The sequence below is a fragment of the Ignavibacteriota bacterium genome, assembly GCA_016713565.1.
Classification (GTDB): domain Bacteria; phylum Bacteroidota; class Ignavibacteria; order Ignavibacteriales; family Melioribacteraceae.
This window is the reverse complement of the sequence record JADJOX010000007.1, coordinates 1,176,726-1,194,275: the sequence shown is the minus strand read 5'-3', so window position 1 is coordinate 1,194,275 and position 17,550 is coordinate 1,176,726. Positions and strand designations below refer to the sequence as shown.

The following is a 17,550-nucleotide window of genomic DNA, read 5'->3' as shown; positions in this document are numbered from 1 at the left end:
ATGACTGATAAAATAAATAAAATTATTCAGTATATCATTCCTCCACCTAGCTGGAAACTCCCTGTTGCAATTTTAATGGGAATATTTGTAGGATTGATAATATACGTACTCAATATATCAAACGCGGTTTCATATTTATCAGACAAACCGGAAACATGCGTTAATTGTCATGTTATGTATCCGGAATATGCAAGCTGGGAAAGGGGAAGTCATGGACGAGTTGCCGGCTGCAACGATTGTCATGTGCCTCAGGATAACATAATTAGAAAATATTTATTTAAAGCTAGTGACGGATTAAGGCATGCTTCTATGTTTACATTTCGACTTGAGCCGCAGGTAATAAGAATAAAAAATGCCGGCAGAGCTGTTGTGCAGGAAAACTGTATCAGGTGTCATTCAAATTATCTGCATCCTATTTCTTTAAGATCAATTAACGCGCAAAGCATTTATGATGGAATTGACGGCGTATGTTGGGATTGCCATAGAGAAACTCCGCACGGAAGAGTTCACAGTTTGGCATCAGCGCAAAATATAATTAAACCGGAATACAAACCTGTTGTTTCCGAATGGATATTTAAAAACATGAATAAGAAATAAACTAAATAAAAGGTTAAATATGAAACCAATAAGCGACAAAGTAAATGAAAAACCAAAATTTGGTTGGATACTTTTTTTAGTAACAGTGATTATAGTTTTAATAATTGCATTTTTTGCTACGTCAATATTTGAAAGAAAGAACGAAGCATATTATACATTACAAATGGTAAAACCAATACCTGATGGAGAATCAAGAAATGAAGTTTGGGGAGAGAGTTTTCCAAGAGAATATGAAACATATAGAAAAACTTTAGAAACAGGATTTGCAAGTAAACATGGCGGATCTGTTAAAAGAGACTATTTACAGCAATATCCTGAATTGGTTATTATGTGGGCGGGATACGGTTTTTCAAAAGACTATAATCAAGGCAGAGGCCATGCTTATGCGGTTACAGATATTAGAAATACTCTAAGAACTGGCGGAGCAAATACTGATCCGATGCCCTCAACATGTTGGACGTGTAAAAGTCCGGATGTTCCGAGAGTTATGGAAAAAATCGGTATTGCCGAATTTTATAAAGGCACATGGAAAGAAAAAGGAGCTGAAATTGTTAATTCAATTGGCTGTATGGATTGTCATGATAATAAAACAATGGCGCTAAAAATTTCAAGACCCGCATTGGTTGAAGCATTTGAAAGACAAGGGAAAAAAATGAAGGATTTCAGCAGGCAGGAAATGAGATCGCTTGTCTGCGCACAATGCCATGTTGAATACTATTTCAAAAAAGAAACAAACTATCTAACATTTCCATGGGATAAAGGATTTTCAGCTGATGACATGGAAAAATATTATGATGAAATTGAATTTGTTGATTGGACGCATAAACTCAGTAAAGCGCCAATGTTAAAAGCGCAACACCCTGATTATGAATTGTTTAAAACCGGGATTCATGCCAAAAGAGGGGTCTCTTGCGCCGATTGTCATATGCCGTATAAAAGTGAAGGGGGAGTTAAGTTTACTGATCATCATGCACAAAGTCCTTTGGCAAATATAGCAAACTCTTGCCAAGTTTGTCACCGTGAAGAAACAGAAACGCTTTTGCGGGATGTTTATGAAAGACAGGATAAAATTGAAGAATTAAGAAGAATTGCGGAAAGAAATTTGGCCGCGGCACATTTAGAAGCAAAAGCAGCATGGGATAACGGTGCAAAAGAAGAAGAAATGAAACCGGCTTTAAAGTTAATTCGCCATGCACAATGGAGATGGGATTGGGTAGCCGCCGCAAATGGATTAGGTTTTCATTCTCCTGTTGAAGCAATGAGAGTTTTGGGTACATCAATTGAAAAAGCAAAAGACGCTAGAAAAGAACTTGCAATAATTCTAGTTAAATTGGGTGTTAAATATCCAATTGAACTACCTGATATTTCAACAAAAGAAAAAGCGCAGAAAGTTATTGATCTGGATATGGAAGCTTTAAGAAAAGATAAGGAAGAATTTTTAAAAACAACCGCTGTTGAATGGGATAAAGAGGCAAAAGTTAGGCAAGGTAATTTATTAAAAAATTAAGATTTCAAATAAATTTATGGAGCCCGATTTGAAATCGGGCTTTTTTATGCACATTTCGCTAAATAATTATAATAAAATATGTTACAATAATATTTTTATAATGAAAGACAATATCTTTTTTATTATATTCACTTAGTTTTAGAAAAATAATTTATAAAATAAAAAAGAAGAGATTCTGATGATTCATGTTGGGCAATTGCTGTTCGAGCTTTGTAAGCGAGAATAGAGGAAAGTCCGAACACCGAGAACAGAGTGCCGGGTAACGCCCGGGGACTAATTATGCAAATATTTAGTTACGGAAAGTACCACAGAAAAGATACCGTTCCGCTTTGGCAGAATAAGGGTGAAATGGCAGGGTAAGAGCCTACCGCTCCAATAGCAATATTGGGGGTCTCGAATGAGAATCCCAAATATTTGGGATCATGGCAAACCCCACTTGGTGCAAGGTTAAGTAGAAAGCTTTACAAAATTATTTGTAAGAAGGGTGTTCTCCCTTTGCTTTCGGGTAAACCGCTTGAATTTTAGAGTAATCTAAAGTCTAGATAAATAATTGCCGTCCATTAATTTGGAAACAAAATTCGGCTTATAGACTTGAATTATCAGATTATCTTCAATATTGTGAAGATAATGAAAAAGAAATGGACACTTAAAGACCCACCGGAAAAAAGCAAAATACTTGCATTGGCCGATAGCCTAAACATTTCAACGATATTGGCTAACTTATTAATTCAAAGAGGCGTAACAAATTTCTTTGAAGCAAAAGTTTATTTCAGGCCCGATCTTGATACAATACATGATCCGTATTTAATGTCGGATATGGAAAAAGCGGCAAACCGAGTTATAAGTGCGTTAACAAATAATGAAAGGATCTGTGTTTACGGCGATTATGATGTTGACGGAACCTGCTCTGCCTCATTGATGTATTTATTTCTTAAAGAATTAGGCGCAAATGTTTATGTATATATTCCAAATAGATTGACAGAAGGTTACGGTTTATCTAGGGACGGAATTGACAATGTAAAAAATGATAATGTTAATTTAATTATTACTGTTGATTGCGGAATTACCGCTGTTGATGAAGTTGCATACGCAAATACTTATGGAATCGATACAATTATTTGTGATCATCATCAGCCTAAGGAACAATTACCAAATGCATATGCTATTCTGGATCCTTTAAAACCAGGCTGCAATTATCCATTTAAATATCTTTCAGGGGCGGGAGTTGCTTTTAAATTAGCTCGTGCCGTTGCTGATAGATTCGGCAAAAAGGAAATGGTCTTTAAATATTTGGATTTAGTTGCCTTGGCTGGTGCCGCAGACATAGTTCCATTAGTTGATGAAAACAGAATTTTAGTTAGAGCCGGTATTGAACAAATTAACGAGAATCCAAGGCCTGGAATAAAAGCTTTAATTAAAACCGCTAAAATGGAATTAGGCAATTTATCGGCGGGACAAATTGTTTTTACAATAGCACCAAGAATTAATGCCGTAGGCAGATTGGGAGATGCCTACAGAGCAGTTGAATTATTTAATGCCGATAACTATGAAGATGCTGAAAGATTGGCTAAAGTACTTGAGCATGAAAATCTTGAAAGAAGAAAAATTGATGAAGTTACTTTTTCACACGCGCTTGAATTAATTGACCACATTAAAGATTTTAATAATAGTTTGGGCATTGTTCTTCATCATGATAATTGGCATCCTGGCGTTGTTGGAATTGTTGCTTCAAGATTAGTTGAAAAATTTTATCGCCCCGCTATAATGCTAACAACAATTGATGGAGTTGCAAAAGGTTCGGCAAGAAGCATTACCGGTTTTGATATTTACGAAGCTTTGGAAGAATGTAAAGACCTTTTAATTCAGTTTGGCGGACATAAAGCAGCTGCAGGATTGGAACTTCCTATTGATAAAATTGATGAATTTAGAATTAGATTTAACAGCTTTTTAAGCAGAAGTTTAAACGAAGAAGATATTATTCCCGAAATAAAAATTGACGCAAAAATTTCATTAAGTGAAATAACACCCAAATTTGTTCGTGTTCTTGAACAATTTGCGCCTTTTGGACCGGGTAATATGCGACCCGTTTTCCTTTCTGAAAATGTTAAAATCGTTACTGCTCCAAAAATTGTTGGCAGTAATCATTTTGTTACTACATTTTGTCAAAACGGAACAGATAAAGTTTTTGATGCAATTGGATTTAATTTAGGTAAATTTGTAAGTGATTTTGAAAATAATAATAATAATCTTGTAGATATTGTTTTTACTATTGAAAAAATTGTCCGCGATGGAAGAACATATCCGCAAATTAGAGTTAAAGATATAATTTTAAAGAATTAACAGAACACATATTTATAAGGAGATTACCGATGTCCGGTCACTCAAAATGGGCTACCACTAAAAGAAAAAAAGCAGTAATTGACGCAAAAAGAGGGAAAATTTTTACAAAACTTATAAAAGAAATTTCAGTTGCGGTTAGATCGGGCGGTCCGGATCCCGATGGAAATCCTAGATTAAGGTTGGTTGTTGATAATGCAAAAGCAGCAAATATGCCGATGGATAATATTGAAAGAGCGATTAAAAAAGCAAGCGGAGCAGTTGAAGGCGCAAATTATCTTGAAATTACTTATGAAGGATATGGACCCGGCGGAGTTGCTGTTCTAGTAGAAAGTGTTACCGATAATAAAAATAGAACAGTTGCGGAAATCAGACATTTATTCAGTAAATATGGCGGTGCTCTCGGCGAATCAAATTCAGTTGCGTGGATGTTTGAAAGAAAAGGCGTAATTTCTTTACCTCAGCAAGGAAAAAGTGAAGATGATTTGATGGAATTAATTTTAGAAGCTGGAGCTGAAAATCTTCTTTTGGATGAAGAGTTTTTTGAAATTACAACCGCGGTAGAAGATTTTGAAAAAGTTAGAAAAACAATCAGTGATTCCAATTTAGAAGTTGAAAATGCTTCAATTCAATGGAAACCGAAAAACAACGTTTCCGTAAGCGGCGAAACTTCAGAAAAATTAATGAAATTACTTGAAATGATTGAAGATAACGATGACGTTCAAAATGTTTATACCAATGCCGACTTTTTAGATTCTGAGTAAAATTATAATGATAATAATAGGTGTTGATCCCGGAACCATTTTAACCGGTTTCGGGATAATTAAATCACACAAAAACCAAATTGAATATTTACACTCCGGGATCATTAAACCAAATCCCAAAGACGAATTACCTCAAAAATTAAATTTCATTTTTCAAGAATTAAACAAACTAATTAAAGATTTTTCACCAGATATTTTTTGTTTGGAAACCGCTTTTTACGACAAAAATGTTCAATCTGTATTAAAAATTGGTTATGTACGCGGAATCGCCATGCTTGCCGCCTCCAATAATAAAATTACTTTTGTTGAGTATTCTCCAAGGGAAATTAAAAAAGCCGTTGTGGGAAACGGTTCCGCATCTAAAGAACAAGTACAATACATGATAAAAAATTTAACTACTTTTAATAAAACAAAATTTAAATTTGATGAAACCGATGCTTTGGCAGCAGCAGTATGTCACTCAATTAAAATAAGTTCATTTGATTCAAAACATAAAAGTTGGAAAAATTTTATTTTACAAAATCCGGATAGAATACTAAATAACTAATATGATTGGATATTTAACAGGAAAAATAATTTCTAAAAAACCGACTCAAATTTTACTTGACGTAAATGACGTAGGGTTTTTAGTAAACATTTCACTTAATACATTTGAAAAAATTTCTGAAACCGAGGGAAAAATTTCATTGTATACATACTTATCCGTAAAAGAAGATTCACTAACTTTGTTTGGATTTTACTCAATTTCGGAAAAAGAGCTTTTTGAAGCCTTGATAAGTATGAATGGCATTGGACCAAAACTTGCGCAAAATATATTGTCGGGAATTTCAGTGGAAGAATTAAAAAGCGCGATTCTCACAAAAAATCTAGCCCGTTTGGTTTCAATTCCCGGAATTGGCAGAAAAACTGCAGAAAGAATGTTGATTGAATTAAGAGAAAAAATGGAAAAAGTTTCAGATCAATCATATGAGAAAGGCGGTTTATCTTTTACCACTAAAGATGACGCGGTTGCCGCTCTAACCGGATTAGGTTATAATCAAAAAATTGCTGATAAGATTGTTAGAGATTTAATTTCGCAAAATCCGCAAATTTCATTGGAAGACTTAATAAAAGATTCCTTAAAAGGCTTGAGTAAATAAAATAGATAATTGCGAGGTTTGTTAATAAAATTTAAAAACATTATATTTACTTCTTAGATTATGAGAGTACTTCAATACTATATTAAATTTAGGAAAAAGAAATTTTTAATTATAAAAACTTCTGAAGATATTTAAAATTAAAATGCACTTCTAATTTTAGGAGTGCATTTTTTTTGTATGCTAACAAAACACATTATTGAACATATTGAAAATTGGGCGCCGCCGGCAATTTCTTGGGATAAAGATAATGTCGGTTTGCAGATTGGCTCAAAGAAAATAAAAATAAAAAATATTTTTCTTTGTTTGGAATTAACCGAAAATGCCTTAAAGCAAGCCCTTCAAAAAAATTGCAATTTAATTTTTACCCATCATCCTTTTTTGTTCAAACCTTTAAAAAAAATAGACTTTTCGTCCGATCCAAAATCCAAACTGATTGAAACTCTTATTAAGAAAAACATTACGATTTATTCGGCTCATACAAATTTAGATTTTACAAAAGACGGCGTAAGTTTTGAACTCGCAAAAGTTTTAGAATTAGAGAATATAGTTTTTTTGGAAAATCAAAATTCAAATCAGTACAAAGTTGTTGTTTTTGTTCCGCAAGATAATATCGATAAATTATCCGAATCCTTGTTTGATGCCGGTGCGGGAATTATTGGCGAATATGAAAAATGCAGTTTTAAATTAGACGGAAAAGGGACTTTTTTAGGTAATGAAAAAACAAATCCGGCTATGGGAAAAAAGCAGAAATTTGAAAATGTAAATGAAGTTAGGCTGGAATTATTGGTAGATTCCTGGAAGTTGAAAAATGTGATTGCAGCGTTAAAAAATAATCACCCTTATGAACAGCCGGCTTACGATATATATAGTCTTAAAAATGAAAATGTAAATTACGGATTTGGCGCAATAGGAAATTTGAAACACGGTATGAATAAAACCGAATTCCTAAAACACGTCTCAAAAAAATTGAAAATCAATAGTCTTAGATATTCCGATATTGAACAAAATAAAAAAATTAATAAAGTCGCTGTTTGCGGAGGAAGCGGATCAGAGCTTCTTAATTCCGCGATTCAAAATAAAGCCGACGCTTTTGTAACCGCTGATGTTAAGTATCACACATTTCATGATGCCGAAAATAAAATTTTATTCGTTGATGCCGGGCATTATGAAACAGAAATTCATTCTCTTAATGCTGTAAAAAGAAAATTAGAAAAATTCATTTCTGAAAAATCAGAAAAAATAAAAATTTATAGTTACAACGGATCTACCAATCCGGTTAAATATTTTAATAACGAAAGGAGCTAAATAAATTGATTAATCGATTATCAACACTTTTTGAGCTTCAATTAATTGACGATGAACTTGATACACTTCAAGAACTGAGGGGTGATTTACCAATTGAAGTCAATAGTTTGAACTCACAGATTCAGAATATTAAAGAAACAATAAGCGTGCAGGAGAATGAAAAAAATTCTGCTTTAGAAACAATTAAATTAAACGAGGACGAGCTTGAAAGATTAAATACAAATCTGAAAAAATTTAAAACTCAACTGTATCAAGTCCGTAATAATAAAGAATATGACGCGCTTACTAAAGAAATTGAACATTCCGAAGAAAAAATAAAAACTTTAGAAACGGAGAATTCCGAACTTGAAAATAAGGTACAGAAACTTAAAAATGAAATCAATGAAGTTGAACCTCAGTTAAAAGATCTGTCTGATGAAGTTAAGATAAAAGAGGAAGAGCTTAAAACAATTATTAAGGCAAACGAACGCGAAGAAACAAAGCTGAACGTAAAAAGAACTGAAGTTGCCGAAAAAGTAAGAAAATCGGATTATAATACTTATACAAGAATTAGAAAAGCCTTGGGCGGAAAAGCAGTTGCGACAATTAACAGAGGCGCCTGCACTGGATGCCATAATGTTGTTCCTCCACAAAGACAAATAGAAATTAGAACGAGCAGCAGATTATTTACATGCGAATCATGCGGCAGACTTTTGGTTTCTCCGAATGTTGCTGTAGAAGTTAAAAAGGGCTAAAAGTTTATAAAGCTCAACTTTATAGTTGAGCTTTTTTGTTTTAATCTTTTAATAAAGCTAATTTATTGGCTCGACCCAATTACCATCTTCTTTAATTAAATCTATTAATCCATCAACCGCCAACTCCGAAGAAATGCTTTTTTTAATTACTTCTTTCCCTCTGTAAAGTGTAATTTTTCCCGGACCGGAACCAACATAACCGTAATCTGCATCCGCCATTTCTCCGGGACCATTTACAATGCAGCCCATTATTCCAATTTTAACGCCTTTTAAGTGTCCGGTTCTTTCTCTTATTTTATTTGTTACTTCAACCAAATCAAAAAGCGTTCTTCCGCAAGAAGGACAAGCGATATATTCTGTTTTAGAAATTCTTACTCGTGCAGCCTGAAGAATGCCGAATAAAGTTCTGTTAATTTCTTCGGGTAAAAAATCGATTTTTTTATTCGTTAACCAAACTCCGTCTCCGAATCCTTCAATAAATAAACTTCCCAAATCGGTTGCGGCGTATAACTGTAAATTCTCAAAATCATTAACATTATATTCGCGCTTAATAACTATTGGATGACCAAAACCCAAATTCATTAGTTCAATAAAAATTCTTCTCAATTCGGCAAGCGCGTGTTTATTGTCGGTTGTAATTACCAAAACCGAATTCTTCTTATCCTTCAACCTTGCGAATCTTTCATCAGAAATATTGTCAATATTAATTTCAATAAAATTTAAAATTGGAGAAATTTCTTCAAGCGATAAGAAATTATTAAAATCGAAATATGGATGAAATTTAGATTTATTGGGATTTTGTAACCAAGTGTCATAATTTTGAATGATATCCAAGCTTTCGGGTAAATTTGTATTTACATTTTGATCGCCGGCAAAAATATAATCAGGAGCTTGATCGCCGATATTCCATTTATCCAAATCGGATAAATAAGTTAAACCAAGTTTTAAAAGATCCTCGTTAATGATTTCCTTATTTGATATTTCCGCAATAACTCGAGGTGAATTCTTATCTCCAAAATTATTTATTGGGTAAGCAGGAATTTTTAAATAACTGAAAGGATCGTAAGGAAGATTAATTATTTCCGGAATTTCTTTATGCGGAATTCTGTTTGCGTATCTATTTACCAAAGCTAAAGCAACGGGAATTTCATGTTCAGGCTCTTCGGTTAAAGAAACGCGAATTGTATCTCCGAGGCCGTCTTCAAGCAAAGCGCCAATTCCTAACGCGGATTTAATTCTTCCGTCTTCTCCGTCTCCTGCTTCAGTAACTCCAAGATGAAGAGGATAGTTCATTCTTTCTGCAATCATTTTGTTCACAAGCAATCTATAAGCTTGAACCATAACTTGCGGATTACTTGCTTTCATTGAAAGTATAATTTGGTGATAATTTAAATCTTCGCAAATTCTTAAAAACTCAAGCGCGGATTCAACCATTCCAAGTGGAGTATCGCCGTATCTGCTCATAATTCTATCAGAAAGCGAACCGTGGTTTGTGCCAATGCGCATAGCGGTTCCGTATTCTTTGCAGATTTTTACGAGCGGAGAAAATTTAACTCTGATTCTTTCAATTTCTTCTTCATATTCCAAATCGGTATAATCAATTTGCTGAAACTTCTTTTTATCTATATAATTTCCGGGATTAACTCTAACTTTTTCAACAATTCTTGCGGCTTCTTCTGCGGCATTTGGAGTAAAGTGAATATCCGCAATTAGCGGCACATTATAACCTCGTTTGTGCAATTCTTCTTTTATATTTTTTAAATTTTTAGCTTCATTAATACTTGGCGCGGTTATTCTAACTAATTCGCATCCCGCATTAATCATTCTAATTGATTGCTCAACAGTCGCGATTGTATCCATTGTGTTTGTGGTCGTCATGGATTGAACGCGAATCGGATTTCCGTTTCCGATTGAAATTTCTCCGACTTTAACTTCCCGCGTAATAAATCTGCTGTATTTTGTTAGTGAATTACAATATTTATTTTCATTCATAATAAATCTTTCTAAATGTAATTTTTAAATATAATAAATTGAAAAGTCCAATTGAATATTTACAATTTTAGAATTGAAATAATTTTGTGTTATTTTAAAAGTATAAATACTATAAAATTGATTTTTAATTTTAAATTAGTATATGCGAATTCCAGAAAATACAATAGAAGAAATTAGAAGCTCGGCAAATATTGTTGATGTAATATCACAATTTGTCGCGCTTAGAAAAAGAGGAAAAAATTTCATTGGACTTTGTCCGTTCCATCAAGAAAAAACACCATCTTTTACAGTCAGCGAAGACAAACAAATTTTTCACTGTTTCGGCTGTCACGCCGGTGGCAATGTCTATAAATTTTTAATGGATTACAAAAGCATCTCATTCATTGAGGCGGTTCAGGAAATAGCCGAATCTGTAGGAATTCGTCTGAATTTTGAAGAAGAGCAAGTTACATCCGAGCAAAATGAATTAGAAGAACTTTATGAAATAAATGTTTTTGCGGCAAAATATTTCAGCAACAGTCTTCTTAATTCTGAAACAGGCGAAATTGCCCGAGATTATTTTAAATTAAGAAAAATTAAACTGCAGACGCAAAAGATATTCGGATTAGGATTTGCGCCAAACGGCTGGGATCATTTTGTGAACTACGCAATTGAAAATAAAATAAATTTAGAAAACGCAAAATTACTCGGACTTATCGATTCAAAAGAAAACGGAAAATTTTATGATAAGTTTAGAGGCAGAATAATTTTCCCGATTTTTTCACCGAATGGAAGAGTTGTCGCGTTCGGCGGTAGAGTATTTCAAGGTGAAGAAAATATTGCAAAATATTTGAACTCACCTGAATCCACAATTTATCTAAAAAGAAAAAGTTTGTACGGTTTATTTCATTCCAAAGATGAAATTAGAAAATTGGATAAAGCTATTCTTGTAGAAGGTTATATGGATTTGATCGCGCTTTTTCAAAACGGAATTAAAAATGTAGTTGCTTCATCCGGAACATCATTGACTGATGATCAGGTAAAATTACTTTCGCGTTATACAAAAAATGTTACCGTTATTTTTGATGCCGATACAGCCGGACAAAAAGCCGCGATGAGAAGTATAGAAATTTTACTTAAGCAGGATTTCGAAGTTTCAATGTTAAGTCTGCCGCAAGGTGAAGATCCGGATTCATTTATTACCGAATACGGAAAAGAAAATTTTGAAGATCTGTTAAAAACTGCGCAGAATTTCTTGGAATTCCAAACTTCACAATATGAAGCCGAAGGAATGTTTGAGAATCCCAATACAGAAGCGGAAGCAATACGCGAATTGGTTAAATCTGCCGCATTTGTAAATGATGAGTTGAAGCGGAGTTTGTTGATTAGATCAATTTCTAGAAAATTTAATTTAAGGGAAAAATTAATTGAAACAGAGCTGAATAAATTTCTGAGTCAAAACAAAAGAGCGGAACTTCAAACGGAACAAAGAATTGTTAAAACCGGAAAACCCGGCTCTCAAATAAAATCAGAAATAAATACTCAATTGTTAAATTTAGAAAAAGAACTTATTCACCTTTTGTTTGAAGGTGATGAAGAAATAATAGGTAAAATATTTGATGCTATTCAACCGGAAGATTTTTCAAACAATTCATTAAAGAATTTGGCGCTGATAATATTTGACGCATATATGAGAGGTAATTTTAACTTAGCCGACGTTATTGAAAAGATTGAAGATGAAAAATTAAAAAATTATATTTTAAATGTTACTCTTGGCGAATATCAAATCAGCAGTACTTGGGATGAAAAATCGAGTCATGGTAAAGTTGAAAAAAATTTACTTAAGTATGCAAATGATACGATTAAAAAATATCAATTGATAAAGATTGATGAGCAAATTAAGTTGAATGATATCAAAATTGAAAAATTAGGAAATAATCCTGAAGTAATAAAAATAATGAGAGAAAACGACGAATTAAGAAAAGAAAAAACTTTATTATTAAAGAGCTGATAAAATGAATAAAAAATCATACATCTATGAAATAAACACCAGAGTCTGGTTAAAAAGATTTGATGAAGGTGAACAAAAGGCAACAATTAAAGATGTACCCAAAGAATATTGGTATGATCTGTATTTAAAAGGTTTTAATTACATTTGGTTAATGGGCATTTGGAAAACAAACGAATCGGTTATTAAAGACTATTGCTTTGAGCCGGGATTGATAAGCGATTATACAAAAGCGTTGAAAGATTGGAATGATAAAGATGTAATTGGTTCGCCTTATGCGATTGATTGCTACGAAGTAAATTCATTAATTGGAACAAAAGAAGATATTATTGAATTGAAGAATTATCTTAATTCTTTAGGAGTTAAGTTGATATTAGACTTTGTAACAAATCATTTCAGCGCGCATAGTTCTTTAATTGAAACAAATCCCGAATTATTTCTTCCGGCAAATGATGATTTTTTGCAAAGAAATCCTCATACATTTTTCAAAACAAAAAGTTCATTGGTTTTCGCTCACGGAAGAGATCCTTTTTTTCCGGCTTGGCAGGATACAATTCAAATAAATTACTTTAATGACAACGCAAGAAATTGGATGATTGAAACATTAAAAGATTTAATGGATGTTTGCGACGGTGTTAGATGCGATATGGCAATGCTTTCATTAAATAATGTTTTTGAAAATACTTGGGGCGGAGTAATTTCATTTAATAATTATCACAAACCCAAAAATGAATTTTGGGAAATTTGCATTAACGAAGTTAAGAAAAAAAATGAAAATTTTATTTTCATTGGTGAATCTTATTGGGATTTAGAATGGGAACTCCAAAAACTGGGTTATGACTTTACTTATGATAAAAGGCTGCTGGACAGATTAAGAATTGAAAATGTAAGCGAAATAAAAGCTCATTTAATGGCAGAAAAAAAATTCCAGGAAAAATCTGTAAGGTTTATTGAAAATCACGATGAAGAAAGAGCAATAACTTCATTGGGAATAGAAAAATCAAAAGCCGCGGCAATTATAATTTATACTATTCCCGGAATGACTTTTATACAAGATGGACAAATTGAAGGAAAAAAAATTAAATTACCTGTGCAGCTTGGAAGAGAACCGAATGAAAAAGATAATTTCAATTTAATGGAATTTTATGAAAAACTTTTTAGAATAACGGCATCAGAAGTTTTTAAATACGGAAACTGGGAATTATTGAATCCAATTCCGGCGTGGGTTTCAAATAACACATATCACAACATTCTTGCTTGGAAAATTACTTTTGAAGAAAGAAAAAGGCTGGTTGTTGTAAATTTCTCTAAAGTGGTTTCACAATGTAGAATTGAATTAAATCTTACTAATTATCCAGCCAAATTTAAACTTAAAGATATTCTAAACTATAAGACTTATTTCAGGAAAACCGATGAAGTATTGAATGACGGTTTGTTTATTGAATTAGGACCATTTAAAAGTCACATATTTTCGTATTAAAATAATACTTTTATTTCTGAATTTTATTATTTTTACTACTGGATTTTTTCAAGAAACTTAATTTTGAGATTGTTTATATCATCAAAATATAAGTAATTGAATTAATAGGGGGATTACTGCGCTGGACTCGAATTAGTTTCAGTCCGTATTCAATTTAAATATTTTATTAAAGGATCCCCCAAATGGAAAAGAAAAATGATTTTTCAGAAGATTTTTTATGCTCTGCCGATCAGTTTTTAGAATGTGATGATTACAAAGGTGATAATGGTTTTTTCAAATTTACAAAAGAGAACAAATTTTACTTCGCTTTAAATTTCAGCGGCAAAACATATCTCAGATCACAAAGCTATTCTTTAGAAATTGCACGAGATAACGGAATAAATTCCGTTTATAGAAACGCCTTTCTGGATGAAAGATGGTTATCATCAAAAACTTCAGATAATAAATTTTATTATTACTTGATTGCCGGAAACAAACACGAAGTTGCAAGAAGTTGTTATTATAATTCAGAAGAAGAAATGGAAAATGATCTTAATTGGATTAGAAGTGAAAATTCAATTATTGGAATTGGAGCAACTGAAGTAGAAGGTAAGTGGTATTCGGCAGTTGAGCTATTATCAAAAAAAAAAATAAATTTTGAAGAAAATCAAATTGAAGTATCCAATTCAATCCCAGAAAATAATGGTGAAGAATTAAATATTCCTTTAGAAAAAAGTTCTAACAAGCTGGAAAATGATTATATACGGTTCGCCGATGAAGAATTGAAATTTGTACCTAATAAAAAAAATACTAACTTAAAAAATTTGATGTGGATAACTGTAATAGCCGCATTGGTAATCCTTAGTTTTATTTATTTTGAACATTGAATGAAAAATTAGATTTTGTAAACTTTAGAAAGGAGAACTATATTTAATGAATTAAGACCAAGTGTTCTTTATAATTTAAATTAAAATGACTTTTATTTGGAAGGAATTTTTAATAATATTATTCATGTAATAACAAATAAATGAATAATGGAAAAAGAGAAAAAATTATCGAAGATTTTAAAATATTTTCAAAATAAGTTTGATCTATTAAATTCAGCATACTTACAAACCGTAAAAAAAAATAAACTTCCAGCAATTTTTCAAAAAAAATATTCATTATTTACAATAGTGATAATTCTGTTCGTTTTCATTTATTTTACTTTCTTTAACAGTTCAAAAATTGATTCAAACATTCCGCTATATAAAATCAAGAGAGATACTTTTAGAATATCCGTAACGGAAAGCGGTGAAATAAAGGCAAAAAATTCTATATCAATTGCGGCGCCAAGAGTTAGAAGCAGTTTGAAGATTGTATTTTTAGTGCCCGAAGGAACTTACATTAAATCGGGAGATATTGTGGCAAAATTTGATCCTACCGAAGCATTAACAAAATTAAAAGAAGCCGAAGCACAGCTTGAAATTGCAATGTCTAATAAAGAAAAGCTTATGGCAAATCAAGCGTCCGAAATTGCGCAAATGGAATCACAATTAAAAAGCTCTCAACTCAGTTTTGAATTATCCAAACTAAGCATGGAACAAATGAAGTTTGAAGCTCAAGCTAAACAAAGAGAAGCTGCGCTGCAGCATCAAAAAAATGAATTACAGTATGAACAAACACAAAAAGATTATGAATCGAAAAAAATAATTCAACAGTCAGAAATGAATAACATGAATGTTGAAGTTAGGCAGAAAAAAAATGATCTGGAAAAAGCAAAAATGGATTTGGATGATTTAACTCTTTCGGCATCAGCGGAAGGTTTGGTTGTTTATGGCGTAAATTGGGCGAATAACGGTCAAAAATTTCAAATTGGAGATCAGCCTTGGCCTGGGCAAGTAATAATTACTTTACCTGATCTATCAGCAATGGAAAGCGAAACGTATGTTAATGAAGTTGATGTAAGTAAAGTTAGCATGGGACAAAAAGTAATTGTTAAACTCGACGCATTTCAAGATAGCACCTTTACCGGAAAAATTACTAGTATTGCTCGGTTGGGAAAGAACAAAAATTATGATTCGGATATTAAAGTTTTTGATGTTCACGTTGATATTGAAGGCGTTTCCGAAATTCTAAAACCCGGAATGACAACGAGCAATCAAATAATAGTTAATGAAACAAAGGATAAATTATTTGTTCCGCATGAAGCAGTATTTAATGAAAGCGACGAATTTTTCGTATATAAAAAAAACGGTTCGGGATTTGACAAAGTAAATGTAAAAATCGGAAGTAAAAGTGAAGATTTTATCGTTATAAATGACGGTTTGCAAAACGGTGATTTTGTTGCTTTACGAAATCCTACATTGGAAATTCATGAAGAGATAAGTGGAGATTCACCGACTGAAGTGGAAACGACAAAATCTCAAACCAAATCAAAATCGGCTCGAACAATTATAATTGAATAACAATTGATGGAAAGAAAAGATTTATTAAGAATTAGTTTGGACGGATTGAACTCAAATAAATTGAGAACATTTCTTACAATGCTAGGAGTTATTTTCGGAGTTGCTTCAGTTATTGCTATGGTTTCAATTGGAGAAGGTGCAAGACAGGAAACCCTTGAACAAATTGAATTGCTTGGTTCAAATAATATTATAATAAAAAAAAATTCAATATCGGAAGATGATAATAAAAAAGCGTTTTTTTCTCCCGGATTGACATTAAAAGACTCATATGCGATTTCTAAAATAATTTCATTTATCAAATCTATTACACCGCAAAAAGAGAATACAGAAAAAGTAACTTATAAATCAAAAGTTATAGAAACAAAAATTGTCGGAACATCAGAAAATTATTACTTAACGTTTAATTCAAAGCTAAGTCAAGGTAACTTTTTTGACAAATATCACATTGATAATTATGAAAATGTTTGCGTTTTAGGTTCGGGAATAAATAATAAAATTTTTAATTATGAAAATCCATTGGGCAAAAAAATAAAAATAGGCAGTTCTTGGTTTAAAGTTATTGGAGTTATTTCTTCAAAAAAAGAAGGCGGGGGTACTTCTGATGAAATAAGAAATTTTAATGAAGATATTTATATTCCAATTACAACAATGTTTTATAAAATGAAAGTAAATAAAGACGACAATGCTGGACAGAGAAATTCTGGAAATAATGTGGCAAATGCCGCGGATAGAGTTTCTGTGGATCAGTTGACGGTAAAAGTCTATAATGATACGCAAATATTTGAAACAGCAACTTTAATTAAAAGAATTCTTTTAAGAAAACATTATGGTGTTGAAGATTTTAAAATAATTATTCCAGAAGCAATAATGGAGCAAAAACAGAAAACACAGTCAATTTTCAATGTTGTAATGGGAGCTATTGCCGGAATTTCGCTTCTTGTTGGAGGCATTGGAATTATGAACATAATGCTTGCAAATATAATGGAGAGAACGAAAGAAATTGGAATTAGAAGAGCTGTCGGTGCTACGCAGTCTAACATACTTTATCAGTTTATGTACGAAGCATTAATTATTAGTTTGCTTGGCGGAATTATCGGTACTATAATAGGATTTATTTTAACTTCAATAATTACAAAATATGCCGGATGGAGAACTCTCATTACTCCTTATTCGGTAATAATTGCCTTTCTCGTTTCAATGGCGGTTGGAGTCGGGTTTGGTTTGTATCCCGCAAAAAAAGCCGCGGAAAAAGATCCAATTGAATCTTTGAGATATGAATAAT

General features: G+C 32.3%; 14 protein-coding genes and 1 other RNA gene. 14 read left to right on the top strand and 1 reads right to left on the bottom strand.

All coding sequences use genetic code 11. The features are described from left to right. From nrfH to IPK06_12565, 9 genes are all read left to right on the top strand, one after another. A complete protein-coding gene (nrfH, locus tag IPK06_12605) occupies positions 1-597 on the top strand; it encodes a cytochrome c nitrite reductase small subunit (GenBank protein MBK7980811.1) in 597 nt (198 codons plus the stop codon). A gap of 19 nt (positions 598-616) precedes the next feature. After that, positions 617-2,104 carry an ammonia-forming cytochrome c nitrite reductase gene (nrfA, locus tag IPK06_12600; GenBank protein MBK7980810.1) on the top strand — a complete coding sequence of 496 codons (1,488 nt, stop codon included), beginning with the start codon at positions 617-619 and terminating at the stop codon, positions 2,102-2,104. 180 nt (positions 2,105-2,284) lie between these two features. Then, positions 2,285-2,706: RNase P RNA component class A (rnpB, locus tag IPK06_12595), an RNA gene on the top strand. Between the two features lie 22 nt (positions 2,707-2,728). After that, the gene (gene recJ / locus IPK06_12590; protein MBK7980809.1) at positions 2,729-4,444 is read left to right on the top strand and encodes a single-stranded-DNA-specific exonuclease RecJ; all 1,716 of its coding nucleotides are present in this window, start codon (positions 2,729-2,731) and stop codon (positions 4,442-4,444) included. A gap of 29 nt (positions 4,445-4,473) precedes the next feature. Next, entirely contained in the window at positions 4,474-5,205 is a 732-nt protein-coding gene (locus IPK06_12585) for a YebC/PmpR family DNA-binding transcriptional regulator (GenBank protein ID MBK7980808.1), read from the top strand. Positions 5,206-5,212: 7 nt separating this feature from the next. Next, positions 5,213-5,752: a crossover junction endodeoxyribonuclease RuvC gene (ruvC, locus tag IPK06_12580; protein MBK7980807.1), complete on the top strand. Its 540-nt coding sequence runs from the start codon at positions 5,213-5,215 to the stop codon at positions 5,750-5,752. A 1-nt stretch (position 5,753) separates the two neighbouring features. Further along, a complete protein-coding gene (gene ruvA / locus IPK06_12575) occupies positions 5,754-6,344 on the top strand; it encodes a Holliday junction branch migration protein RuvA (GenBank protein ID MBK7980806.1) in 591 nt (196 codons plus the stop codon). Positions 6,345-6,521: 177 nt separating this feature from the next. Beyond that, the gene (locus IPK06_12570) at positions 6,522-7,649 is read left to right on the top strand and encodes a Nif3-like dinuclear metal center hexameric protein (GenBank protein ID MBK7980805.1); all 1,128 of its coding nucleotides are present in this window, start codon (positions 6,522-6,524) and stop codon (positions 7,647-7,649) included. A gap of 5 nt (positions 7,650-7,654) precedes the next feature. After that, positions 7,655-8,383, top strand: coding sequence for a hypothetical protein (locus IPK06_12565; protein MBK7980804.1), 729 nt, complete (start codon positions 7,655-7,657; stop codon positions 8,381-8,383). 57 nt (positions 8,384-8,440) lie between these two features. Here IPK06_12565 and ispG read toward each other — a convergent pair whose 3' ends face one another. Beyond that, positions 8,441-10,375, bottom strand: a complete 1,935-nt coding sequence (gene ispG / locus IPK06_12560) for a (E)-4-hydroxy-3-methylbut-2-enyl-diphosphate synthase (GenBank protein ID MBK7980803.1) — start codon at positions 10,373-10,375, stop codon at positions 8,441-8,443. Between the two features lie 142 nt (positions 10,376-10,517). Between ispG and IPK06_12555 the strand changes: the two genes are divergently transcribed. From IPK06_12555 to IPK06_12535, 5 genes are all read left to right on the top strand, one after another. Then, positions 10,518-12,365 (top strand): DNA primase, encoded by a 1,848-nt coding sequence (locus tag IPK06_12555; protein MBK7980802.1) that lies wholly within the window; start codon positions 10,518-10,520, stop codon positions 12,363-12,365. 4 nt (positions 12,366-12,369) lie between these two features. Beyond that, complete coding sequence (locus IPK06_12550; GenBank protein MBK7980801.1) at positions 12,370-13,842, top strand: glycosidase; 1,473 nt, start codon at positions 12,370-12,372, stop codon at positions 13,840-13,842. Between the two features lie 182 nt (positions 13,843-14,024). Then, positions 14,025-14,708, top strand: coding sequence for a hypothetical protein (locus IPK06_12545; GenBank protein ID MBK7980800.1), 684 nt, complete (start codon positions 14,025-14,027; stop codon positions 14,706-14,708). A gap of 147 nt (positions 14,709-14,855) precedes the next feature. Beyond that, complete coding sequence (locus tag IPK06_12540) at positions 14,856-16,268, top strand: HlyD family efflux transporter periplasmic adaptor subunit (GenBank protein ID MBK7980799.1); 1,413 nt, start codon at positions 14,856-14,858, stop codon at positions 16,266-16,268. A 6-nt stretch (positions 16,269-16,274) separates the two neighbouring features. Next, positions 16,275-17,549, top strand: coding sequence for an ABC transporter permease (locus IPK06_12535; protein ID MBK7980798.1), 1,275 nt, complete (start codon positions 16,275-16,277; stop codon positions 17,547-17,549). Position 17,550: the final 1 nt, after the last annotated feature.